This window comes from Jeotgalicoccus sp. WY2 (assembly GCF_018437745.1).
In the GTDB taxonomy this organism is placed as follows: Bacteria; Bacillota; Bacilli; order Staphylococcales; family Salinicoccaceae; genus Jeotgalicoccus; species Jeotgalicoccus psychrophilus.
Window position 1 is genome coordinate 1,083,070 of the sequence record NZ_CP049818.1, and the last position, 23,959, is coordinate 1,107,028.

The window sequence follows — 23,959 nt, forward strand, 5'->3', positions numbered from 1 at the left end:
TAGTCAGATGATTCTTGTATCTTCTAAATATTCCTGGTTTCCAACCACATCTTCATAAGTACCGTAATTAAATTCATAATAGCTCGCCGTACTCATCTCGAAACGAGTACAATATTTACCCAGCATTCTCACAACCGTGCGCGGGCTTAGTCTATAATCGATAAACTCCAAAAATCGTTTCCTTGTCAGTTTTTCATTCATAAACAAAACAGTATAATCACTCAATGCCCGAATGATGTGATATTCTTTCGTTTCTTTAGACCCGCATGAAGTACAAAAGAAGTGATATGATAATTTCTCAACCTCAAAACTCCCGCAGTTTCCGCAATATAATCCTTTACGCACCGCTTCAAAATCCGCACTTTTATCAAAATATGGATTATCGATAATATGTGCCGAAATCGCGTCCACAATACCTTCTGCGTATCGTCCTGCATAATCATTTTTAAACTGCTTTAAATAATCCCGCAGCTCCGACCGCATCACCAGCTTTTTCCGCACTTCCTGATTATCGCAGTTCAATCGGAAATCAATATGCGGAAACACAACTTTCCCTGATATCTCGAAATTCAGCCGGTGAATGTACTGAAGCCTGAGCAGTTTGTTCATCGCACGCTTCAGCTGAGACGGCGGATCATCAGGAACTTCAAAATTCCCGGCAAACCACTTCTCCTTTTCCACACGATAAAAACCCGAGTAGTTTTTAATCTCGTTAACTGTAATTCCCGCATCGCTCACGATTAACGCATCGTACTGTGCAACACTATCTTCAATCCCTAAATAAATATCGCGGAACACAAAAACAGAACCGTGCCCAACATCATCAAATACTTCATCGTAAATAAATTCGCCAGCAAACCCGCGTTCCAGCACCGATAATTTTTTCGCATCTTCACCGTTCAGCTGGCACCGAAAACTTAATGCTCTGTAATACGCGAGTTCTTTACTGATTTTCCGTTCCGATATAATCATGAGTTCCTCCTTATAAAAAGTCCCTTCATACTATATATACGGAAAATCAGCGATTTATTTTTATTTCGTACAGGTTAATTTATAAACCTGTAAATACTGAAATAATTCCCGCCAAAATGGAAAAAACCGCCCGAAGGCGGTCCATGATCATTAAATCTCTATAATCTGCAGCGCATCGCGCATTTCATGCACGATATCTTTCGTCCGCCACTCGCGTTTATAGCCGAGACATGCACAGAGATAATCCGTGCCGCCTTCACTGACCTGATGTCTAAAATGAATATGTCCCATAATGCTGTAGCGGATATCGTAGTCTTCGTAAAACTGATCGAAGTCCGATGTGCCGATGAATGCATTATAGTAATCGAACAGACGGTTCGGCATCGGCACACGGAATGCTTTGTGAGTCGCGACGTGTGTCATCAGAATAATCTTTTTATCACGCACCGATTCCAAAACAGCTGCGGCGCGTTCCGCCATCAACTTAGATACTTCCGGATCCGTCATACCCCAATTTATTTTTACTTTATCCTGCCACGTGCCGCCGTAAAATTCCCGCTGACTTAAACGTTCCTGAGAAAAACGGTCACTCGCATACGTATAATCGTACCAGGCCGGATTCATTACAAGTGCCCAGTCATCACCGAGATCAATCGGCGAACCTTCTTTAAAATATTTCGTGTCTTTAAAAAAATCATATATTTCGCGGGTACTTTTCTGATCCCCGCTGAAGTTCCAAAAGTCATGGTTGCCCGGCACGAAATAAATTGTCACACCGGTCATCTGCTCGAGTTCCTGCATAAAGCGGTACGAACGGACGTGGTCGTTTGAAATGTCGCCGGCAATCAGCAGCATGTCGAGCGCCTCTCTCGACACTTCATTTGCAAGCGTGAGAGAAAAGTCTTTCTGCTTCAAAGTCTCGCTGTTGTAGCGATCGATATGCAAATCTGAAATAACTCCAATTTTCATTACTCATTCGCTCCCGCATCAATTTATTTATTCAATGCTACCACAACTTTTATCCTTCATAAAAAGTTCCGCTTCACGCTACTTATCTTTCACACTGACTTTTGGAATGACAACCAGTGCGAAGACAAATGCCGCTATTAAGAGAACAACGTTAACGATAAACGCCGCGCTCCCCGCTGCTGCGACTGAAACTGTGTTCGACAGTGCCGAGTAAACTGCGACGATAATCGCAATACCGAATGCCCCGCCGAGCGTCGATGCCATTTTGAAAATCGCAGACGCAACGCCGACTTTATTTTTCGGCGTCGTTGACACGGCCGTATCGAGCGCCGGTGTCGCAAACAGACCAATACCGATACCGAAAAATCCGAATCCAATCAGGCTGGAAACAATATATGCCGTACTGCCTAAGAATGTCAGAGACAGCATAATTAACCCGGCAGCTAAGAGTAAGGGTGCAGACACAAGCGCAGGTTTCGGCCCGAGTTTAGCGATGCTTTTCTCTCCGATTTTAATGGCAATGAGCATCGTTAAAATATAAGGAATCGTTATAAGCCCAGCTGAAAATGCAGTCATACCAAGTCCCTGCTGCGTATAAATATTGAATAATGCGAGCGAACCGACCGCTGTATTTAACAGGAAGTTCGTTACGACAGTGCCTAAAAATGCTTTATTCGAAAACAGAGTTAAATCGAGAAACGGCGCATGTTTTCGCTGTTCTACAATAACAAAAACAATCAGTCCGATAACGAACACCGCTATCAGCAGAATCGATGTAAGACTGCCCCACCCGAGCACCTCTCCCTGCGTAATAAAAATACTGATTGCACCGATCATCACAACGAAAATAGATAAGCCTGCAAAGTCGAATTCAATCGGCCCGCGGTTTTTATCTTGTACGTCTTTAATGTTTTTAAGTAAAAATAAAGCGATAATCGACAGCACAATCGACACGATAAAAATCCACTGCCATGCAACGAATGTTGCCATCGTTCCTGCGAAAAGTGATGCAAGACCGGTACCGCCGAATGCACCGAGCGACCAGTAACTGAGCGCTTTGCGGCGCTGCTCGCCTTCAAATATGTTATTAAAAATTGAAATAGTTGCCGGCATAATCATTGCTGCCGAGAAGCCCTGAACAATACGTCCGATAATTAAAAATGATGTATGGAATGGCAGAATAATAATGATTGACCCGATAATACTTAAGAAAATACCGATATAAGTAATCTTCGTATAGCCAATCTTATCTGCGATGTTTCCTGCTGCGACCATGAAAATCCCGGTAATCAGCGATGTTAAACTGACAGACAGGTTAATAATACTGCGGCTCGTCGTGCTGTAAGTTGCTTGAACTTCAGGTGCAATGTTTAAAAATGCTTGGGCAAACAGCCCGTAAGTCAGGATGGATAAAATAACACCCAGTATTACCTTATTAGGGGTTTGCGCTTTCATAATTGTCTGAGACAAAATTCTCATCTCTGTTTTTGTTAGATTCCCGTCCATTATAAATGAAAACGCTTAAAATTATTTGCTGGAACATTGAAAGTCACAAAAAAGTCATTCTGATTAAAAAAATGCCGCCGAACCCGGCAGCACCTAATCAATTATTAATCATCATCTTCAATTTCGCTGTCTTCTTCATCATCGTCGTCGGAATCGTCGAGCATATCGTCTTCCATATCAGACTCTTCGACGCCCGTTTCTTCAACGCCTGTGTCTTCATCTTCTGTATCCTCGCCGCATGCCGCAAGTGCGAGTACTGCGAGCATTGTTGAAACAACTGCGAATTTCTTCATAAGTCCGATCACTCCTAATTTCTGAATTAATATGTATATACCCATAATTTGATGATTTAACACCGCAGAACTATAAGAAATTGCCGCAGGTTAAACACCCGCGGCAATATAATATTCATTTTTATTTAAGCACCATCGTCTTCAGTTTCTGTACTTTCTGTATCTGTTTCAGTCTCTGTACCTTCCGTGCCTGTTTCCTCAGTTTCTGTTTCAGTACCTTCTTCTTCTGTTCCTCCTCCGCATGCTGCAAGTGCTAATACGCCTACAAGTGATCCGACAGTTAAAAGTTTCTTCATCTAAAGTTCCAGCTCCTTAAAAAGTATAGTAGATTCCAGACTGATCATTGATGTTACTGTCACCATACCTCAGATAAAACATCTATATGCATAATTTACCGACCCTTAACAATTTCGAAAACTTATGCAAAATCATAACCAGCTATAAGTTCAGCTGAACAGGCCATTCTTCACGCGCCTCACACATATCCCAAAACATATACTCATACAGACTCGTTTTTACGACAATTTCCTCGAGCTGCTTAAGCTCGCGCTCCGGTTTCCCATCAGCAAGTTCATTCAAAAGGGTCATCGCCGTACCATTTAATTCGCTGAAATCCTCACCGGAATAAGTATCAACCCACTGCTTATAAGGATTACTTTCCAGATCCGGGTTTTTATCGGCTAACGCTCTGCCGATATAGTTATAACTCCACGCACAGGCTAGTAAACACGCGGCCACAGACGCCGCATCACCCCGCTGTGCATGATTCAGCATATAGCTCGTGTAAGCCGTGTTTACAGCAGAAGATTCCGTCCTAAGCAATTCGCTCTCTTCAATACCGAACTCCGCAGCATATTTTCGGTGCAATTGCATCTCGCCAAACAGCGTCCCGTGAAGCATTTCAGAAAACATATTCATCGTCTGTAAATCCGGCGCTTTTTCGGCACCGATTGCCATCAGCCTTGAATACTCAACCAGATAGACATAGTCCTGCTTCAGCCAATGCTGAAACTTATCTACTTCGAGCGTACCGTCACCTAGCCCGGTCACAAACGGATGGCGAAGATATCCATTCCAAATATCCTCCACACTGTTCCATAGTCTGTCAGTAAACTTCATTATATTATCCCCTTTTCTTTTCAGCTGAAGACGATAAAAACCCGAACCTCATGAGAAGGTCCGGGCTGAAATTTTATACATATATCAGCTCAGACTTCCCTGCGCAGGTACTAACCTACAGGTTCAAAGGGTCGATATTATCTCTCAGCACTCACAGTGCGCCCCCAGCCGTTTATATTTTTTTACACATCCACTGTACTACAGTTTAAAAGATTTTGCTTCGGGAATTAATAAATTGTATATAATTTTAAGGAGGAATAATGAATGGCTCACGAACAGCATCAGCAATTACTTAAGACACTGCACGAATGTATGGAAGCGTGCAATCATTGTTTCGACGCGTGCTTAAAAGAATCGGACGTAAAAATGATGGCGGAGTGCATTAGACTGGACCGCGAATGTGCAGACATGTGTGCATATTTAGAACAAGCAATTACGAGAAATTCACCATTTGTTAAAGAACTTGCAGGCGTTTGTGCGACGATTTGTGAAGCGTGCGGCACTGAGTGTGAGAAACACGACCACGATCATTGCCAGCAATGTGCGAAAGCATGTTTCGAATGTGCAGAAGCGTGTAAAGCAGCGGCGTAAATTAAATTGCAAAAGGCCGGGACAATTTGTCCCGGCCTTTTTTCTAATCCATATATTTTTTAAATATTTTACCAAGCTCATTCAGGAAATGTTTGCCTTCTTGGTTCGATGGCCAGTTATTTGAGAACACCGAGAACAGCAGCTGTTTGCCGTTAAGCTGAATCATGCCGAATTCATGCTCGAGCGCTGTCACAGATCCTGTTTTCGACGCGATAAATTCGGCCTCTTGGTCTTCATCGATATTAAAAAATCCGCCGACTCTGTCGTTAATCTGCTGTTTTTTCATAACTTCAAAGAATGCCTGTCTGAGTTCTTCCGGCAGCACATCATTTTCTTTAATGACGTACTGCATCGACGTGAACATATCAGCGGCAGATGTTGCGTTGCGTTTTCCTTCATTAATGCCTGTCGTGTCATAGTAATTACGTGCGAGTGTTGTGTCATGCAGACCGAGTGCTGTAAAACCTTCGTTGATCCGCTCGATGCCGATATTATCAATCAGCATGTTGGACGCAGTATTATCAGACACGATAATCGACAGTACAATCGTATCCCATAACGTCAGGCGTTTAACGCTCTGAAGCGTATGAAGTACGCCGCAGCCCCCGACCTTTTTTCCGACCGTAAGTGAAATATCTTCATAGTTATGAAAATGCTGCTGCAGATTAATTAAGCTGATCGGCACCTTTATCGTGCTGGCAGAAGGATATACCTGGTGTTCATTATGTACGTACACCTTATTATCAAACTGAATCTTGTAAGAAATATCTTTCGTCGGCTGGCTTTCAATCAATGCGTTGATTTCATCTATAAACATCTAGTCATCTCCCCCTGTTGCTGTTTAAGTAAAGAGTATCACAACAAGGTATCCGTTTGCACTTAGTCTATACGGGGAATAAAGCAGTAATAATTTACATGGAGGTTTGACATTATGGGGCAAATTGAATTGATTGCAAATGAACGTCATTTACAGGAAAGATTGCAGCATTACAGAGATTTAAAAGTACCCGAGAACAAATTAACTGTGGTGTCGACTCGCGGTTATGAGGATTTCCTCTTGGATTATCCGGGAGTGAACGAGCGTATGACTGCCGGAAACACTTTGGAAGAACTGCTTATACAGCTTGACGGCAGCCAGCGTCTCACGATGACGAATCAGGAACGTGAAAATTATTCGAACGCTCTGAATAATGGAGAACTGCTGTTTATATTGATGATGAATCTGAACTGGATACACCTGAAGGCGAAGAAACATTTGAACTTCGTGAAGAACGGCTTGCAGTAAATAAAGAGAAAGTCCAAACAGGAGAAATTGTCGTTGAGAAATATACGGATTCAAAAGTTGAAGAATTTGATGTCCCTGTAAATATGGATAACGTCACGGTAGAACGCCGTGCAGTTGAAGGCGAGCCTTTGTTTGAAACCTATAACAATACAGAAGACTCGGATGACGACCTCGGGATTATTCGAATTCCGGTAACAAAAGAACGTATCAGAGTAATTAAGGAACATGTGGTAACAGAAGAAATTGTAATTACAAAAGAAGTCGTTGAGAAGATGGAGCATGTATCAGGCACTGTGAAGCATGATGATATCAGAGTCAATGAAGTGAAGAATGAAGACGTTAAGGTCAGAGAAGTAAAGAATATAGATATTGATAAATAATAAAAATCCGGACCTCTTTGAGGACCGGATTTTTCTCTATTTCTTCTTATTATTCTTATTTGTATAGTTGGAAATAATCGGCTTAACGTAATTCATCACTTTTTCTCTTTTAACAGGATCTTTCATTGTTTCCTTAATTACTCTAATAATTAAGTTCTTCATATATTAACCTACAATCTTCTATTTAAATTTTCTTAATCTTATCATGAAGAGGCATTAAAATAAAAGATTACTTATTCAGGACGCTGATTCTGTACTTTTAAATTCAGCCCGAAGACGATAAATGAAATAATCACAAGAATCAGCATTACAAGACGATAGACTTCAAATGATGGATCTATTCTCATAATCATAAATAATTCAAAGAAAAACCAGCCGGCTGTTACAGTAATGAAAGCTGCCTTAAATGCCTTTGCCAGCATCTTCTCTTTCACTTCCTTACTGAGCCCGGTATCTTTAAAAAACTGTCTTGCAATAACAATTGCGTAAATCAAAACAATAAGGAGCACTGCACCTATTGTAATCATGTTGGGTAGTCTCCCTTTTCTTAAGCCGACAGCGAGAATCGAACTCGCATTTCAGCCTTACCATGGCTGCGTTCTGCCATTAAACTATGTCGGCATGTTTTTAGTATCAGCTTTTACTATAGTATATTCTCCGTGTTTTATCTACCCCAATCTGTTCTGCTGCTGCGGTATAATAAGTGTTAGAGACTTATACAGAACGGAGGGTGGAATATGAAGAAGGCATTGATTATTATTAATAAGACTTCAGGCATGGGTAAAAAAGCACGGCTGGAAGAGGCACTGATCCGCAATTTAAAATCGCAGGATTATGAACCGGTTATCAAATATACGGAACCGACCGGGTTCGAAAATATACTTGCGGCACACGCTGCAAGCATTGATCTAATCGTTGCTGCAGGCGGTGACGGGACCATCAGTGAACTCGTCAGCATTCTTGGCAAACATAATATTAATCTCCCTGTTGCGGTGATTCCCGCCGGCACGGTTAATGACTTTGCCAGAGCCAATAACATTCCGCTCAATCCGATTCTTGCTGCTAAAGAATTGGATACAACCCGCACAAAAACAATCGACACGATTAAAATCAATGATACGTATGCAGGCTACATGGTGGCATTCGGCAACTTTATGACATCATTTGCGAAAGTAAACAGCTCGGTAAAAAATAAAGTGGGACGTATCGCCTATCTCATTAAAGGAATCAAAACACTGATAAAGTTAAATCCATATCGCGTGAGTATTAAAATAGATAAACTGGAGATGGAAACAGACTCTGTGTTTACACTTGTCTCTAAAATATCGTCAGTCGGCAGCGTCGAGAAACTGCTCCCTGAAGCGAGACCGGATGACGGACTGCTTCATATACTAAATATCGAACCGATTAATATTAAAGACATCGTGCAGCTGATCTATATGGCGTTTACAGGAAATATTACAAATCATCGGAAAGTGATGTATTTAACAGCAGAACAGGTCGAGATTTCGACAAGAGATTTAACTGAAATGAACATCGATGGAGATTTGCACGATTATAAAGATGTGAAAGTATCGGTGGTTAAAGACAGTATGTCACTTGCTGAAAATAAAAACCAAATCATTGCTGATAAAAATCCCCTGCCCCTTTGTTTATTTCTAAAATAAAATTGAAAGATACTGCTTCTAATCAATAATTTTAATTATTTCTTTATATACTGACTCTAGGCTATTATCTAAAAAACTTCCTGTAGCCTGGCTTATTCTTCCTTCTTTATCGAATTGAAAATTATTTTTACAACTCACAATAAATTTCCCTAGTTGGCTCATTAGTTTATCTAAATGATTAACTTTATTATCAACAGAGACAAGATATCCTGGGTGTTTCTTCAATTCCAATAATGTTCTTTTACTCATATTCAATTGTTCAATGAACATTTCATCAATTTTTTCACTTTTCAGTTTCATGGTATTTAAATGGTTAATAAGCTTTTTTTCACCATTAAAATATGCGTAGGAGTAAATATTTCCAGGCATTTTTTCCTGTAAAATTATTTTTAAGTCTAGTACTTTAATTTCTTGTTCTACCTGAAAAGAATAAACCTCTTTCCTTTTCACTTCTTCTCTTTCTTCTCGTGAAATTTTCAATGCTTTATCGCCCGATATTTTCGCACCTATTAAAGCACCAAAAAAAGTAGAGAATACCCCAAGAAATGTTAATGCTACATGGGCACTTTTAAATATCATTTGATTATGAGCTAGTTCATTAAAATTTAGTGTCCAGATAAATGTAATAAATACTATTAGTAGTATAATTATTATAGATGTAAGTACTGATGTTTCAATTTTTCTTTCGTCTTTCATGATTGCTCCTTTTGAAATATTTTATAAAATTAGAAAGCGTGATAAATTTGACCAAGAATAGTCTATCTAAAAATGATATTGGGATGTCTCTAGCAATGGCTTTCTCTTTAGTAAGTGTGTTGCTAATTTGGAACCCAGATTTCATCTCAGCTATTTTACCAACCGATATTATGAATTACATAATTGGTGGATTATCCGGCTTTATTGGGGTTATTGGTTTTCTTTCAGAAACAGGGAAAAGTGAAAACAATTTACTCAAAAGCATAACTACATTGTTTTTTGCTTCATTGTCAATTTTAATTGGTTTGTTTTTCCCATACATAATTATACTTATCTTTGGAAAAAATATAATAGTATACATTATAAATTATCTTTATATTTTTCCTTTCTTATTCTTATTCACAATATGTATAAGCTACTTGTTTAAAGGTATACAAAATTTACTAAAAGAGTTAAAAACTCAAAAGCTTCTGGGAATTACAAAATTAGTTGGTATACTCGGTCCATGTTTAACAGTCCTATTACAATTTAAGAAATAATAAACATTTTTTGAATCAAACGCTTTTTAGTTTATTTCCTGACGACTTTTGCCAGAATTGTTCCAATCACAGCGCCATACCGGTGCCTGACATAAAATATGAAATTCCCGATACAGAAATAATATAGTGAAAATGACTGCCATTGGTATTTGGAATTCCCAACGCTTGTTCTCATCGTTGAAGCAATACCCCTAGTAAAACAAAACCTGCAAGCATCGCCATTAATGCTTCCGGCAATTCAACATCAGCACGAGTGCCCATGCAAACAGTCCGAGATCACATAATAATACTTGATATGACTGAAGCAACGTAACGTTTATCAATCTCACCCGACTCTTCATCAGAAGCGATTGTCGTCATCATTCCTGCAACGTTGGCCGACTGTCCACCAAAGAACTTGTAAATATCGACAGAATCCCGCTCACCGTTAAAATATTATTTGTCGGTGCATGATAACCGCTGCGTTCAAGCGCACCGACAGCTGGTGTCGCATCATTGCTTAAAATCATCAGTGCCAGCGGAATTGAAATTGAGACTGCCCCCGCCAGTGAAAACTCCGGAATATGCACAATCGGCATTACAACTTCCGTGCCAAGTGCGGACATATCAAATTCATGAAATACGAAGAAAACAATCACACTTGTGAGCACTGATCCGAGCATCGGCGGAATTCTTAAATCCCACTTTGTTAATATAAAGTAGACGGCAATTGCGGTAACGCCGACAATCGGCAGCTCCTGTGCTGCTGGAATTAATCCGACTACGTAACTCGTTATAATACCGGCGAGCATGGCGGAAATAATCTCCCTTGGAATCCAGCTCATGACCTTTTTAAATATACCGGAAATACCGAACAGCATAATTATAATGGCAGTAATTATAAAGCCGCCAACCAGTTCCGCATATGTAAAATGCGGAGTCACGGTAACTAAAAATGCGACGCCGGTAATGGAGTGGGCCCCGACAATCGGCATGCGGTAATAGAATGCCATTATCAGCCCGAATAAGGCACCAAAGAACTGCACAGCGTAAAACCAGGAGATTGTCTCGATATGAGAAAAACCGCCCGCTGCGGCCGCTTCAATGACGATAATCGGTGCTCCTACGATGCCGAGCGTCCCGGTGATAATTCCGGCGGATATATTCTGTGTATTTAAATCATTTATAAATCCTCTGTTATAAGTATTGTTCATATGGATGTCTCCGTTACGTTAGATATGTAATACTCTGATGATACCATTACTTAATAATCGATGAGTATAAATAATTAAATATTCAATAAGATTAACCCCTGTAGTAAATTCATGAACTGCCCTCTGTCAAGTAGACAAGCAAAAAAACAAAATGGAATTTGCTACGCACACGCATGCATGCGTGTCCGCTTTTGTGCTGGTATTTTCAATCCCACCTTCAAAGTACTGACTTTCGTAATACATAGAAGAAAGAATAATCCCCTCTGACTTCTAACTGAAAACTGTTTTGTATAAACTCACTTTGCTTACATCCTCTTCAAAGAATACATTAACTATAAATCCTTTTTGGTATGCTGCATTGACGATAGTTCTCGTATCTTCAACAAAGAACGGATTATTTAAAGTACTGGATATTAAAGAAATCTGATTCATTTTATTACTGATTAAGGATCTTGCAATGGAATTCGTAATATAATAAAGATGAATACCAAAGTATTTACCTTACTTTTTATAAATCACTATATCCTGAGATTTTTATTATCCCTATCGTAAATTAGGTTATATCCATTAATAATCTAACTTACTCCAGCCAGTATATTTGTAACCTTCTATAAATCAATAAATGATATAGACTAATAGACGTTCCATTATGAAATGAATCATAGTTTATTGCTATCCATATACGCTTTTCGTATTTGAGATAAGGAAATACCTTTCTCTTTGTGAATGGCAAACGCATAGGTTTGAATGCTGGACCATCCATAGATTTCTTTCAACCATTGCTGCAGAGACAACTCTTCTCCATCTACTTTGATATGACCATTTTCTGTAAGCACACCTTCTCCTTCACGATCTTTTGGCGTGATAATGTCATCTGGTTTAACGACGCCCCAGTCGAGCATTTCTTTGATTTTCGGCAGATTTCTCCGTGTTACAGCACTCTCTGTTTTAGCACTAGATTTTGACTTTACCGAGAATGGAATATAGTAGTCTTCATTCTGAATCACTGGCAATAACTTTTCCGGATAAATATAGAGATTATCCTGCAGCTGATAGGGAATGATCTTATAACATTCAATGTCTACATTGTTGTGATTCAGCCAGGAAACAGCCGATAATGTTTGATCATCGTACTCAGAAGCAACCAGTATAATACGCTGAGAGTGATTAAATGTTTGAGTTGCGTGGTTAGTTTCAAGAAATTCCTGCAATTTACGGGCAGCAATCTCACTACTTGTCAAACTCAATTCAGCATACTCCTTATGATATCTCTCTATGTAAGGCGCATAGATACGTTCGACTAAGTCCTCAGGTGTCTGAATAGTTGCATAGCTGGCAGCATAACGAATCGCCTGAAATTCGAAAGCCTCTTTCCTGCTGGTGATATCTTTTAGGTCACGTTTAATCTCAATCAGGACGAGATTACCATTATTATCAATCGCAGTAAGATCACTAATCCCCTTGCTGTCATTTCTTACCTGCTTACCAACAATCAGCATTGATTCTTCTTCATCACAAATTATGTCGATATTTTTTGATTAATTCTTCAATATCGTCTTCTTTCCATTCAATCGAAGCAAATGTATTTGGTTCCACAAGTTCTGCTTCATTTCCACTGATTATATACATGAAACCCTTCCTTTCCACCTTAATAAATCCTTTATTATAAGTATTGGTTCATATGGATGTCTCCGTTAGATTAAATATGTAATACTTTGATGATACCATTAGTTATTAATGTATGATCAGAAATGATTCAATATTCAAAAAGATTAACCCCTAAAGTAAATTAAATACTTCAGGGGTTGGTTTACTGATCAAATGATTTCAATGTTTCGAGCATAATGTTCACTGCATTTTCAATGTGTTTCCAATCAGATTTCTCAGCAGGATTGTGACTGATACCGTCGATACTCGGTACAAAAATCATTCCTGTATCCATAAATGGTGCCAGCGTATTCGTATCGTGATTGGCTCCGCTCATCATTCGCATTGTCGGAAAATCCAATGTTATTCCAGCTTGTTCAGTCGCTTCAATAATTTTATCAGACATAGCATTAGCCGGTTTTCGTACCCCCGGTTTAACTTTCACGTCATAATTATTTCTAACCCAGCTTAGTACCTCTTCAGGGAAAGTTTCAAGTCTTTCTTTATTGTCCGAACGGACTTCAAAAGTCATTTCAACCTCACCGGGAATAATCGTCGCAGCGTTCGGTCTCACTTCAAGCTGTCCGACAGTTGCAACAGTACCATCATCAAGTTTTCTTACTTCTTCGTTAATATACTGAACAATCTCACTCGCCATTACCAATGCGTCTTTACGGTATTCCATTGGCATAGTGCCGGAATGACCCGCTTCACCAATGACTGTAATATGATTTCTGACGATACCTGCGATATTCGTAACAACACCGGTCTTATTGCCATTCCTCTCAAGGACCGTCCCCTGTTCAATGTGCAGTTCGATAAACCCAGCATAGTTCTCGATAGTATTGGAAGCTTCCTGAATCAGTTCTTTCGTCAGTTCAGCAGCTTGTAAAATATCCTCATCGAGATCATCAGTATTAACCTGACCAGCGATGACACGGCTGCCAAAAGTACCGCCTAAAGGATTACCCTCTTCTCCGACAAGACAGACCAGTTCGTATGCGGCAGTCTGAGGATTAAACTTCTTAAGCTGAAGCAGACATTCGAGACCTGCTATCACTCCTAAAGCCCCATCATATAAGCCTCCATTCTTCACTGTATCTAAATGAGAGCCGAATGCATAAATCGGCTTATCTTTCGGACCAATACGGGCAAATAAATTGCCGATTGTATCGCGTCTGACGCTGATATTGTTATTTTTAAGTTCTTCTTCCAGCCAGTTAATTGCATCTTTTTCCTCTTTAGAAAATGCGAGACGATTATATCCCTCTGTGTCGCTGTTAAAAGTATTACCAACGTAATCCAGGTTTTCTTTCATACGATTAATGTGGATTGTCATAATGATACACTCCTTTTCTTACTATTCATTCGAGTTTTATATAGCTGTCCATCCTGCATCTATTTTAATTGTTTCTCCTGTTACATAGTTCGATAAGTTTGAGGAAAGATATAATACACCGCCGACTATATCTGAGGGTTTAGGCAGTTCATCAAATAATATCCTCTGATATATATCTTTTTTCAACTCTTCATCTTCTAGTGTTTTTGCAGTCAAATTTGTTTCTACAAAGGTAGGCGCCACTGCATTAACATTGATATTATACTTCGCCCATTCAACTGCCAGTGCTTTTGTCAGCTGCAGTACGCCTCCTTTACTTGAACCATATGCTGCTCTTTTGACATAGCCTACAAATGACATCTGAGAAGCCATATTGATTATTCTGCCTCCGTTGTTTTCCTTCATCTTCCTGCCGACAGCCTGGCACATAAAGAATGATGCTTTTAAATTGGTATCCAATACCTTATCCCAGTCTTCTTCAGTAATATCAAATGCATCTTTAGTAATATTAATTCCTGCATTATTTACTAATATCGATACTTTTATACTTCTCATAAATCTCTTCTATCTTTATTTTTAATGCAGCAACATCATTAATATCCAGCTGCACTGCCAAATTCTCTTCACTGTGCTCATCCAGTTCTTTTTTCACTTTAGTTAAATCATCAATATTTCTTCCGATAATAATAACTCTTGCACCCAGTTTAGAATATTCGACTGCTATTTCTTTTCCAATCCCTTTGCTTCCGCCAGTTACTATTACAACTTTTCCTTTTATATCCGAAAAGTAATTCGTCATTTGATTACACCTCCCGCTCATCACTTTTTAGAAAATCAAGCAGCATCTTTTCTCGCTGCTCATTTATTTCCCTTGAGAATTCTTCATTCCATTCATAAAATCCTGAACGATTCTTAATTCCTAAGTTCCCATCTTTAACGAGCTGGGTGATAGTCTCCCCTGAATAATCTGCTTTGCTCAATTCTTTAAATAAATAATCAGATATCGTTGAAAATACATCCAGCCCGCCAAGATCTGCAGTCATAAGCGGACCTGTCACAGGATATCTTCGTCCTATGCTGTATGTAACCGATGCATCTATATCTTCTTTATCTGCATAACCGTTATCTAATAAATACTGTGCCTCTCTCAGCATTGCATACTGAAGCCTATTTCCGATAAACCCTGTTATTTCCTTTTTCAATACAATAGGTTTCTTATTAATTTTATTCAGCAGTTCTTTTGTTCTTTCAATTGTCCGCGTACTAGTTTTATCAGACGGTACTATTTCTACAAGTGGAATTAAATGTGCAGGATTCCAGAAGTGAGTTACCGCAAACTGCTCCGGATATTTAAACTCAGAGGACAGCTCGGAAGGCAGGAATCCTGATGTGTTACTGGCCAAGACAGTTCCCTCATCTATATACTCGCTAATGTTATTGAATAATTCCCTTTTCAATTCCAGGTTTTCAGTAATTGCTTCAATAATAAATGTTGTATCTGACAGTGTTTGTTCGAGACTGGTTTGAAGTTTAATATTACTCTTTATATCTCCTGACTCGGTTAAGCTTATTGCTTTATGAGTAACCATTACCTCAAGTTTAGCTTCTATGTTTTTTAATGCCTCTTCAGCTGCTTCATTATTCATGCAATAAACTTTTACAGGGTGAGCTCCCCAAGCTAAAGAAATAGCAATAGAATGTCCCATTGTCCCACTTCCGATAATCGATACGCGTTCCATAGAATTCCTCATTTCAAAAAAAACTGCTGAATTAAATAACTTCAGCAGTTTCTATTTTCAATTATTTATTTCCATATTTCCTAACGCGGAGAAGTCCTTGTTCAGCATGACCCGCAAAATTCTCAAGTTCGCATAGTCTAGCAGCGTATTCTCCTATTTTCACACTTTTTTCATCGGAGGTAATACGCTGATATGTTACATTTTTAATGAATTTCCCAACCCATAAACCGCCGGTATACTTAGCAGCCTGTTTAGTAGGCAATGTATGATTTGTACCAATGACTTTATCTCCAAAAGCAACGTTTGTTCTCGGTCCGACAAATAAGGCGCCATAGTTTTTCATATTATCCAGGAAGTAATCTTCATCTTCTGTCAGAATTTCAACATGCTCATAAGCAAGTTCATCCGCTATTTTCAATGCTTCTTCATTATTTTCTACTAAAATAATCTGGCCGTATTCTTCCCATGATTCTCTTGCCACTTCACCAGTTTCTAAGATTTTCAGCTGCCGCTCAATTTCTTCTACTGTTTTGTCAGCAATATCTTTTGATATTGTAATAAGCACCCCAGGTGAAGTTGGACCATGTTCCAGCTGTCCCAGAAGATCTGTTGCGATCATCTCAGGATCACTTGTTTCATCTGCAATAACCATAACTTCTGTCGGCCCAGCCAGCAGATCGATACCAACTTTACCAAAAAGTTGTCTCTTTGCCTCGGCAACGAATGCATTTCCTGGTCCCACAATCATATCTGTACTTTCAATATTCTCTGTTCCAAGTGCCATTGCACCCATCGCCTGAATGCCGCCCAGAATATAAATTTCATCTGCACCCGCTTTGTGCATTGCGTAGACTGTTTCTTTAGGTATTTCACCGTTGATAGGCGGTGTGCACGCGATAACACGGCTGACACCTGCGACCTTTGCAGTAAGCACACTCATATGTGCACTTGCTACCATTGGATACCTGCCGCCGGGAACATAACATCCGACACTGTCCACAGGGATGTTTTTATGACCGAGAATAATACCCGGCTCCATTTCAACTTCTATGTCTTTCATTGAGCCTTTCTGTGCTTCAGCAAACTTTCTAATATTTCCCTGTGCAAAAGCTATATCAGTTTTTGTCTGTTCCGGTATCTGATCTGCAATATCTTGAATCTGTCCATCAGAAAGTCTGAAAGATTCCGGTGACCACTTATCAAACTGCTCGGAAAGCTCTCTGACTGCTTTGTCTCCGTCACTTTCAATTTTTTTTAATGTTTCACTTACAATCGCCGAAACCTTCTCATCTGCACTTTTAATATCATCAACCGATTTACCTTGTTTAAGAATTTCCATTACGACACTCCTAAATTTTATTTTTTTCTGCCATTTAGAGCACTTGTATAAATCTTCCTAATAACGTCTTCTTTTAATTCCAGCGGACTGCGTACCAGGAGACGTGTTTGTTTTAATGCATTTTTTGTCAGCAGCTCAATATCCTGTTCTTTAATATTATAATGCTGCAGATTTTCCGGCAGACCTACTTCTGTTACTAAATCAAATAGTTTATCCGTGATATCTTTTGAGATTTCCATGTTATTTTTTCCATGAGTTTCAATCTTAAACACAGGGGCCAGGCGGGATAATTTATTACTGCATGATTTTATAATCTCGCCATAGACATATGGCAGCAGTACCGCGTTTGATTCTCCATGAGGTATTTTAAAGTTCCCTCCGAGAGGATAAGCCAGTGCATGAACACCTGCTACACCCCCATTATAAAAACTGAGGCCAGCCATTAAGCTTCCTAAAGACAGTTCATCTTTTGCTTTATAATTTGATTTATCCCATACCGCTTCACGAATATTGCTGTATATTTTCTCTATTGCTCCATATGCTAAATTATCAGTAAGCGGTGTTGCATCAATAGAGGTAAAACATTCTATTGCATGTGTTAAAGCATCCACTCCGCTCGCTGCTGCTACTTTAGGCGGCAGCGAATATGTGTAGAATGGATCGGCGATTGCATAGTCTGCTATCATCAGCGGATTAGTAATTGCGTCTTTACTATCTCCAGTTGAAAATACCGCTATGTCAGTCACTTCTGCACCTGTTCCTGAAGTTGATGGCATCAGGATATTCGGTATTTTTTTATTTTCAAGCTCCATATCACCTGTTAAATTTAAGTAATTTTCAATGTTGCCTGCCTGAGGTGTCACCAGTGAAGCTGCTTTAGCTAAATCAATAGTACTGCCGCCGCCAAGACCAATAATTAAATCAGGATTTGCTTCTCTTACTTCCTCTACAATTTCGTTTCCTTTTTCTACTGACGGCTCTGCCATTACATTAGTTGAAGTGACATATTCGATATTCTTCGATTCAAGAATAGCAGTCACTTTCTCTATTGCATTGATTTCTTTTAAAATCGGATCGCATAAAAGGTAAACTTTCTTTGCTTCTATGTCACCCAGTATATTTTCTATTTCCTGTGTCGATTCCAATCCATGATATATAAATTTAGGTGAAATCAATTTCATTAAAACATCTCCTCTTATTTCTCTATAACTTCTGCTAAATTATCTTCATTCTTCTTAGTCGTAATCAGCACTGAAATCACCATAGTAACCATAGAAATAATTACACCGAGACCTGCAGCTGCAAACGGATTTGAAACATCAAATCCAAACGGCAGATAGATAATCCAGTAAGCCGCCGTCCCGACTAATAACGAAATTATCGCTGAAGTTTTATTTGCACGTTTCCACAATGAACCGATAACAAGTGGTCCAGCTGTTGAGGATACAATTCCGCCTATACCAATCCACATAAAGATCGACAGATACTGAGGCGGGTTCAGTGCGACTATTGCTGCAATAATTAATACTATTGGTGTAGCAATACGGCTTATATTTAATTCAATACGATCTGCTTTTTCTGTTGAAATATTTAATCTTGGAACAATAGACAGTCTGAACAGGTCATTTGCCAACAGCTGTGTTAAGGATACGACCAGCCCATCTGAAGTTGACATTACTGCTGAGAGTACCGCTATTGCTAAGAAAGCTGCTATGAACGGCGGGAATAACTCCGTAAATAATGTTGGAATAACCGCATCTGGACGAATATCGATGTCACCAGGCAGAACTGCAATTGCAAGCATTCCTCCAAGACCCATTAACGGTAAAATTGTTGCAAATACAGTTGTCCACATTAATAATTTCTTTAAATCCCTGCCTGATTTAACAGCCATAAATTTATTGCCAAGATGAGGCTGAATCGCGAAAGGCAAGTGAGCTACAAACAGAAGCAGCACCAACCAGATTGAACCATACGTTGCATCTCCAGGTATGAACAGTTTGCCGAAGTGACCTTCCGGGCGTCTTTCCTGAATTGTATTAATCATACCGCTGAATCCGCCATCAACTCCTACCGCAAATACAAAGCAGACAACAACAACTACTGCAATAAGAACCATAAGCATTCCTTGTACAGCATCAGTCATAATATCCGAGTGGGAACCTCCCATGAATACGTAAGCGCCAATAACTACAATAGTAATCAGAATACCAATTTTGTAATCAACACCCATCATAATCTGGAACATTGTTGCAGCAGCAACAAGCTGTGAAATGACGTAGAAGATTAACAGTGCAGAGATAATAGCCAGAATTACTCTGAGAAAATTACTGTTATAGCGATTTCCAATAAATTCTGGAATTGTTCTAGTTCCGAGCGTATCGCCATATTCTTTAATGGCCTTTGCAAAGAACAGCATTCCGAATACTGTCGCTACTGGGTAAAGCAACGGGTACCATAGTGATGGCGCACCAAGATCAAATGCAAGACCCGGCATCCCCATAAATGTCGATCCGCTTGAAATCCCCGCTGCAATAACCAGTGCTATTGTGATTGGTCCGTAACTCGAACGTGCTGTCGCAAAATCTTCATTGTTATGAGTCTTTTTCATTCCCATAAATCCAAAAATCATCATCATAACAACAAATACAATAAGAAAGATCCACGACCAAAATACTACGCTTCCCATTATTTATCCCCCTCGTCCACGTCAAGTAACGGTGTTTTAAATATTAAGATATACATAATGAGCCATGTCGCAGCATTCACTGCTAAAATAATATACAGAAAAGTCATATGCATTTATCCCCTTTGTAAAAGTTCATATATTTTATTCTTTTGGATATCTTTTTCTTCATCCCCGTTGATTCTTCGACTAAAAATACTTTTTTATCGTATTCTTCAATGGCATACGGCAGATAAACTATATACTCTGTAATCTTTTTTATTTCCGGAAAACTCCAGCTTTTCTTCTGATGCATATAATAATTCTTAAGCATGCTCTCACCATATTGATTAACATCGTAATCTACGCTGACTGGAAGAGTGATATTGTATTTCTCAGTTCTAAAATCTTTTAAACTTTCATCACTGAACGATGTCGATGTTTCTAACAAATTTGTTGCTAAAAATGTGTCAGCCCCTTCTTTTTCATCAATGGCAGCGGTTTGTATTTCACCTGCCACTCTGAAATCAGGACCGGTAAATTAAACTGTGTCTCAGACATATTTCAAACTCACCATCTTCAGCTGCGACATTTCTTTAATCGCATTTTTATTCCTTCGGTACCGTAACCGGAATTCCTTCTACCGTTATACGGCATATGATCAAAACGCAAGGTCGGGACATCATTGATAAGAACCTGTCCGTAATCCAGGTCATTCGACAGCTGCAATGCTTCTTCCAAATTAGAAGTAAACACACCAACATTCAGACCAAATCTGCTGTCATTTAAAATTTCAACGGCATTTCTTCCATTTACATTTTCAACGACGACGACCGGACCAAATATTTCTTCACTGCAGACTTTCATATTTTCAGAAGTATTCGTAATTACTGTTGGTGCTATTGCACCTTCTTGTTTCGTACCACCAGTGATAACTTTCGCTCCAGCCTGTTCAGCTTCCTGAATCCATTCAAGAATTCTTTTTTGAGAATGTACATCTATCAAGTCGGAATAATCAGTCTTTTTATCGTTTAAAGCCCCATACTTTAATAACTTTGTACGTTTAACTACTTTATCTAAAACACTGTCATATATTTCATCATCAATAAATACTTTTTGAGTGCTGATACAGACTTGACCATTATAAGAAAATGCTCCATTTACAATCTGATCGGCGATATCATCAAGTTTTTCTTTATTTACATTTTTTGAAATATAAAGGGCTGATGTACTGCCCAATTCCAGCGTGAGTTTTCTTAATCCTATTTTATTTTTAAGAATTTTACCTACTCTCACACTGCCTGTAAACGATAGTTTTTTAATCTCGTCATAAGACAGTAAAACATCCGAAACTTTTTCACCATCCCCTGTAACCACCTGAAGAACATTCTCAGGAAGGCCTGACTGTTCAAGCAGATATTTTAAAAAGTAAGTGGAAAACGGCGTCTTCTCAGAAGGCTTTACAATAATTGAATTCCCGACAGCAAGAGCAGGCCCTGCCTTATGGATCACAAGATTTAATGGGAAGTTAAACGGTGTCATTGCATAGACAACTCCAAGTGACTCATACTTCGTAAAAGCATCTCGACCTCCACCGTTAGCTGCTACATCCAAGTTGATGTATTCCCCTTCTAATTTTGAAGCTTCAATACCGGAAAGTTTCAATGTCTGAATAGACCTGTCAACCTCCTGAAGAGCAAACTTAATGGGCTTCTTAGCTTCATAACTGATTATTTCAGCCATTGCCTCTTTATGTTTCTCGAGTAATCTTGCTGTGTTCAGAAGTATCTCTGTTCTTTCATAAAGAGTCGTTGTTCTATACTCTCTGTATTTCTCTTCTGCTGTTGCAACAACATCTGCTAAAGCCAATTCGTTAAAATCATAAATCTCTAAATTTTGAAGTGTATCCGTATATTCATATGGGTACGTATTCAAATTATAATTCGAGTATTTTTGTATTTCATTTTCTATTACCTTTGTATACTCCAATTTCCCACCCCTTTGTTTTAAACTTATTTTTGAATACGTATTCAAAAATAAGTTTAAACAGTGCCGCGTTCATATAATTTACAAGGTATTGTTCTTTGAAATTCCTTCATTTCTCCATTCTCAATCATTTTGAATAACTGCTCAACTGCTATGGAGCTTAAATGTTCACCTTCTACAGGGCCGATTGATGTGAGATTTAGTGAACTGTGTTTTAAAGTTTCCGTATTATCAATTCCTATAATTGCAATATCCTCAGGTATTCTTAAATTCATTTTTTGAAGACAATCGATTAATGTCAACGCGATCATATCCGTCGCAGCAAATATTGCAGAAGGCCTTTTCTCCTGTGACAATACTTTTTCCAACTCTTCTCTGATTAATTCAGGATTTTGTTTTGTAATGGATATCGTTGAATCATAAGCCGTATTAAGCTCATCCATTGCTTCGCAAAAACCTTTATACCTGTTTAGAAAAGTTGATTTCTCCAGTTCACCCGAGAAAAAATGTATATCTTTATGACCTTTTGAAACTAAATACTTTGCTCCAAGATAACCTGCCTGATGATTATCAATCTCTACAAAATTACCCCCGCTCTTATGCTTTCTGTTGAACATTATGTAAGGAATACCCAGTTTCAGCAGTTCATCAAAATACTGACTTTCATAATACATTGATGATAAAATAATCCCCTCTGATTTTTGACTGAAAACTGTTTTGTATAAACTTTCTTTACTTACATCCTCTTCAAAAAACACATTCACAGTAAATCCTTTTTTAATGCAGCATTAACAATAGTCCTTGTCGCTTCTACAAAAAACGGATTATTCAAAGTACCGGAAATTAAAGAAATTTGATTTGTCTTATTGCTGATTAAAGATCTCGCAACGGAATTCGGAATGTAATTCAGTTCTTTCATAACCCTTTCAACTTTTTCCCTTTTTTTTAGAAACAGACTCAGGATTATTAATTACTCTTGAAACAGTCGACTGGGAAACTCCCGCCTTTTTCGCAACGTCTTTTGAAGAAACCATACTCCACCTCGTAAATTTATATAAAGCGCTTACAAAGACTATTAGAACACTGTCTGATTATTGTGTCAATAAAACCGACTATATCTAAGTTCTATTGAGTTCTTCATTAATTAGGTATTTATAAATAATATTAAATATGATGCAATTAATATGAGAACAACTTATAAGAGATGAATTTCAAGATGTCTGGAAAGATAAAACTAGAGAAGAAACTATATGGATATTTTTCAGCTTTAAATACAGTGATACCAAACTATCAAAGAAGGTGATGATTGATCTTTCAACGCTGAGTTATACATCACTTATCTATGGCAACTCGGGAATTTAACTTTATCGCTAGGAAAAACTAATTCTTCTTTTCAAAATTCAAATTTTGAAAAGAAGAAAGAGGAATACAGAAAATACAATTTATTATTAACAAGACAGCTAACTTCATATGAAGTTGGAATCCAGAAATTATTGATGACAGAAACGATGAATTGATAAGACAATTTTTAAAGATTAATGATTAAATATTAATTTTATAAAAGATCCCTGTGATAATACTGGTAGATATCTTTTGTGTATTTAAATCATTTATAAATCTTTATTTCCATTAATATGTGATACTGTAATTTCATTACTATCCATTAATAAAAATAATATTAAGCAGCCATAATACCTATTAATATCTAGCTGCTTGATTTAAATATTTTTCTTCATTTAGTTAAAATACCTTATTTTATATCGTTATATAACTCTACTGCACCCTCGATCGCTGATTCTATAGATAGTTGAACTTCGTAATCCATATTACCAGGGCTAAATTCAATCATTTCTATCCTCTCATCAAATAACCTTTTTTTCCTTGTTTTGTAATCTTCTACATCATTATTAAAAGGATATAATACAAGAACTTTACTTATAACTTTATGGTGCTTTCTTCTAATATCATTTGCATCTTTTAAATGGAGATTAGATTTCGGACTATCCGCATAAGCTCTCAATTGTTCCATATTCC

At 38.3% G+C, this 23,959-nt stretch carries 28 protein-coding genes, 1 tRNA gene, 2 pseudogenes and 1 riboswitch; of the genes and pseudogenes, 6 read left to right on the forward strand and 25 right to left on the reverse strand.

Annotation, left to right across the window (positions count from 1 at the left end; genetic code table 11):
* Positions 1 to 3 precede the first annotated feature (3 nt).
* The 6 genes from G4D76_RS06395 to tenA all read right to left on the reverse strand — a co-directional run bounded on the left by G4D76_RS06395 (position 4) and on the right by tenA (position 4,859).
* A complete protein-coding gene (locus G4D76_RS06395; protein WP_213810855.1) occupies positions 4 to 972 on the reverse strand; it encodes a nuclease-related domain-containing protein in 969 nt (322 codons plus the stop codon).
* Positions 973 to 1,122: 150 nt separating this feature from the next.
* Positions 1,123 to 1,941: a metallophosphoesterase gene (locus tag G4D76_RS06400; RefSeq protein WP_213810856.1), complete on the reverse strand. Its 819-nt coding sequence runs from the start codon at positions 1,939 to 1,941 to the stop codon at positions 1,123 to 1,125.
* A 78-nt stretch (positions 1,942 to 2,019) separates the two neighbouring features.
* A complete protein-coding gene (locus G4D76_RS06405; protein WP_250130244.1) occupies positions 2,020 to 3,411 on the reverse strand; it encodes an MFS transporter in 1,392 nt (463 codons plus the stop codon).
* Positions 3,412 to 3,551: 140 nt separating this feature from the next.
* Positions 3,552 to 3,740, reverse strand: a complete 189-nt coding sequence (locus tag G4D76_RS06410; RefSeq protein WP_035785199.1) for a hypothetical protein — start codon at positions 3,738 to 3,740, stop codon at positions 3,552 to 3,554.
* A 125-nt stretch (positions 3,741 to 3,865) separates the two neighbouring features.
* On the reverse strand, positions 3,866 to 4,036 hold the full coding sequence (locus G4D76_RS06415; protein ID WP_156897183.1) for a hypothetical protein: 171 nt from the start codon (positions 4,034 to 4,036) through the stop codon (positions 3,866 to 3,868).
* Positions 4,037 to 4,178: 142 nt separating this feature from the next.
* Entirely contained in the window at positions 4,179 to 4,859 is a 681-nt protein-coding gene (gene tenA, locus G4D76_RS06420; protein WP_213810857.1) for a thiaminase II, read from the reverse strand.
* A gap of 79 nt (positions 4,860 to 4,938) precedes the next feature.
* Positions 4,939 to 5,035, reverse strand: a riboswitch (TPP riboswitch).
* An 88-nt stretch (positions 5,036 to 5,123) separates the two neighbouring features.
* On the opposite strand from tenA, the gene G4D76_RS06425 reads away from it, so the two are divergent.
* Positions 5,124 to 5,450, forward strand: coding sequence for a four-helix bundle copper-binding protein (locus G4D76_RS06425; RefSeq protein WP_213810858.1), 327 nt, complete (start codon positions 5,124 to 5,126; stop codon positions 5,448 to 5,450).
* 43 nt (positions 5,451 to 5,493) lie between these two features.
* Here the strand turns inward: G4D76_RS06425 and G4D76_RS06430 are convergent, their stop codons facing one another.
* Positions 5,494 to 6,267: a serine hydrolase gene (locus G4D76_RS06430; RefSeq protein WP_213810859.1), complete on the reverse strand. Its 774-nt coding sequence runs from the start codon at positions 6,265 to 6,267 to the stop codon at positions 5,494 to 5,496.
* A gap of 114 nt (positions 6,268 to 6,381) precedes the next feature.
* On the opposite strand from G4D76_RS06430, the gene G4D76_RS06435 reads away from it, so the two are divergent.
* Entirely contained in the window at positions 6,382 to 6,735 is a 354-nt protein-coding gene (locus G4D76_RS06435) for a hypothetical protein (protein ID WP_213810860.1), read from the forward strand.
* 26 nt (positions 6,736 to 6,761) lie between these two features.
* Complete coding sequence (locus G4D76_RS06440) at positions 6,762 to 7,115, forward strand: YsnF/AvaK domain-containing protein (RefSeq protein WP_250130300.1); 354 nt, start codon at positions 6,762 to 6,764, stop codon at positions 7,113 to 7,115.
* A gap of 36 nt (positions 7,116 to 7,151) precedes the next feature.
* On the opposite strand, the gene G4D76_RS15885 is transcribed toward G4D76_RS06440, so the two are convergent.
* The 3 genes from G4D76_RS15885 to G4D76_RS06450 all read right to left on the reverse strand — a co-directional run bounded on the left by G4D76_RS15885 (position 7,152) and on the right by G4D76_RS06450 (position 7,736).
* Positions 7,152 to 7,277, reverse strand: coding sequence for a hypothetical protein (locus G4D76_RS15885; RefSeq protein WP_256440543.1), 126 nt, complete (start codon positions 7,275 to 7,277; stop codon positions 7,152 to 7,154).
* A 71-nt stretch (positions 7,278 to 7,348) separates the two neighbouring features.
* The gene (locus G4D76_RS06445) at positions 7,349 to 7,642 is read right to left on the reverse strand and encodes a hypothetical protein (RefSeq protein WP_213810861.1); all 294 of its coding nucleotides are present in this window, start codon (positions 7,640 to 7,642) and stop codon (positions 7,349 to 7,351) included.
* A 23-nt stretch (positions 7,643 to 7,665) separates the two neighbouring features.
* Positions 7,666 to 7,736, reverse strand: a tRNA-Thr gene (locus G4D76_RS06450).
* 116 nt (positions 7,737 to 7,852) lie between these two features.
* Between G4D76_RS06450 and G4D76_RS06455 the strand changes: the two genes are divergently transcribed.
* Positions 7,853 to 8,782: a diacylglycerol/lipid kinase family protein gene (locus G4D76_RS06455; protein ID WP_213810862.1), complete on the forward strand. Its 930-nt coding sequence runs from the start codon at positions 7,853 to 7,855 to the stop codon at positions 8,780 to 8,782.
* An 18-nt stretch (positions 8,783 to 8,800) separates the two neighbouring features.
* On the opposite strand, the gene G4D76_RS06460 is transcribed toward G4D76_RS06455, so the two are convergent.
* Positions 8,801 to 9,478 carry a hypothetical protein gene (locus G4D76_RS06460; RefSeq protein WP_213810863.1) on the reverse strand — a complete coding sequence of 226 codons (678 nt, stop codon included), beginning with the start codon at positions 9,476 to 9,478 and terminating at the stop codon, positions 8,801 to 8,803.
* Positions 9,479 to 9,525: 47 nt separating this feature from the next.
* On the opposite strand from G4D76_RS06460, the gene G4D76_RS06465 reads away from it, so the two are divergent.
* Positions 9,526 to 10,017, forward strand: a complete 492-nt coding sequence (locus G4D76_RS06465; RefSeq protein WP_213810864.1) for a hypothetical protein — start codon at positions 9,526 to 9,528, stop codon at positions 10,015 to 10,017.
* Positions 10,018 to 10,376: 359 nt separating this feature from the next.
* Here the strand turns inward: G4D76_RS06465 and G4D76_RS06470 are convergent, their stop codons facing one another.
* The 13 genes and pseudogenes from G4D76_RS06470 to G4D76_RS16755 form a co-directional block, all read right to left on the reverse strand.
* Entirely contained in the window at positions 10,377 to 11,210 is an 834-nt protein-coding gene (locus G4D76_RS06470) for a benzoate/H(+) symporter BenE family transporter (protein ID WP_213810865.1), read from the reverse strand.
* Positions 11,211 to 11,480: 270 nt separating this feature from the next.
* Complete coding sequence (locus G4D76_RS06475; RefSeq protein WP_213810866.1) at positions 11,481 to 11,642, reverse strand: hypothetical protein; 162 nt, start codon at positions 11,640 to 11,642, stop codon at positions 11,481 to 11,483.
* A gap of 227 nt (positions 11,643 to 11,869) precedes the next feature.
* Entirely contained in the window at positions 11,870 to 12,709 is an 840-nt protein-coding gene (locus G4D76_RS06480; protein ID WP_250130245.1) for a PDDEXK family nuclease, read from the reverse strand.
* Between the two features lie 311 nt (positions 12,710 to 13,020).
* Complete coding sequence (locus tag G4D76_RS06485; protein ID WP_213810867.1) at positions 13,021 to 14,196, reverse strand: M20 family metallo-hydrolase; 1,176 nt, start codon at positions 14,194 to 14,196, stop codon at positions 13,021 to 13,023.
* A 36-nt stretch (positions 14,197 to 14,232) separates the two neighbouring features.
* Positions 14,233 to 15,016 (reverse strand): annotated as a pseudogene (locus G4D76_RS06490) (SDR family NAD(P)-dependent oxidoreductase).
* Positions 15,000 to 15,935, reverse strand: coding sequence for a 3-hydroxyacyl-CoA dehydrogenase family protein (locus tag G4D76_RS06495; RefSeq protein ID WP_213810868.1), 936 nt, complete (start codon positions 15,933 to 15,935; stop codon positions 15,000 to 15,002). The pseudogene G4D76_RS06490 and the gene G4D76_RS06495 overlap by 17 nt, the downstream one beginning before the upstream one ends.
* A 61-nt stretch (positions 15,936 to 15,996) precedes the next feature.
* Positions 15,997 to 17,274, reverse strand: coding sequence for a histidinol dehydrogenase (hisD, locus tag G4D76_RS06500; RefSeq protein WP_213810869.1), 1,278 nt, complete (start codon positions 17,272 to 17,274; stop codon positions 15,997 to 15,999).
* Between the two features lie 17 nt (positions 17,275 to 17,291).
* Positions 17,292 to 18,455: an iron-containing alcohol dehydrogenase gene (locus tag G4D76_RS06505; protein WP_213810870.1), complete on the reverse strand. Its 1,164-nt coding sequence runs from the start codon at positions 18,453 to 18,455 to the stop codon at positions 17,292 to 17,294.
* Positions 18,456 to 18,469: 14 nt separating this feature from the next.
* The gene (locus tag G4D76_RS06510; protein ID WP_213810871.1) at positions 18,470 to 19,963 is read right to left on the reverse strand and encodes a sodium:solute symporter family protein; all 1,494 of its coding nucleotides are present in this window, start codon (positions 19,961 to 19,963) and stop codon (positions 18,470 to 18,472) included.
* Positions 19,964 to 20,066: 103 nt separating this feature from the next.
* Positions 20,067 to 20,459, reverse strand: a complete 393-nt coding sequence (locus G4D76_RS06515) for a hypothetical protein (RefSeq protein ID WP_213810872.1) — start codon at positions 20,457 to 20,459, stop codon at positions 20,067 to 20,069.
* 59 nt (positions 20,460 to 20,518) lie between these two features.
* Positions 20,519 to 21,973 (reverse strand): aldehyde dehydrogenase family protein, encoded by a 1,455-nt coding sequence (locus G4D76_RS06520; RefSeq protein WP_213810873.1) that lies wholly within the window; start codon positions 21,971 to 21,973, stop codon positions 20,519 to 20,521.
* 8 nt (positions 21,974 to 21,981) lie between these two features.
* Positions 21,982 to 22,689, reverse strand: coding sequence for a substrate-binding domain-containing protein (locus G4D76_RS06525; RefSeq protein WP_213810874.1), 708 nt, complete (start codon positions 22,687 to 22,689; stop codon positions 21,982 to 21,984).
* Positions 22,690 to 22,851: 162 nt separating this feature from the next.
* Complete coding sequence (locus G4D76_RS16755; protein WP_371814624.1) at positions 22,852 to 22,959, reverse strand: LacI family DNA-binding transcriptional regulator; 108 nt, start codon at positions 22,957 to 22,959, stop codon at positions 22,852 to 22,854.
* Between the two features lie 294 nt (positions 22,960 to 23,253).
* Here G4D76_RS16755 and G4D76_RS16760 point away from each other — a divergent pair.
* Positions 23,254 to 23,442, forward strand: a pseudogene (locus tag G4D76_RS16760) (DUF1524 domain-containing protein); the annotation flags it as partial.
* A 233-nt stretch (positions 23,443 to 23,675) separates the two neighbouring features.
* Here G4D76_RS16760 and G4D76_RS06540 read toward each other — a convergent pair.
* Complete coding sequence (locus G4D76_RS06540; RefSeq protein WP_213810875.1) at positions 23,676 to 23,954, reverse strand: hypothetical protein; 279 nt, start codon at positions 23,952 to 23,954, stop codon at positions 23,676 to 23,678.
* Positions 23,955 to 23,959 lie beyond the last annotated feature (5 nt).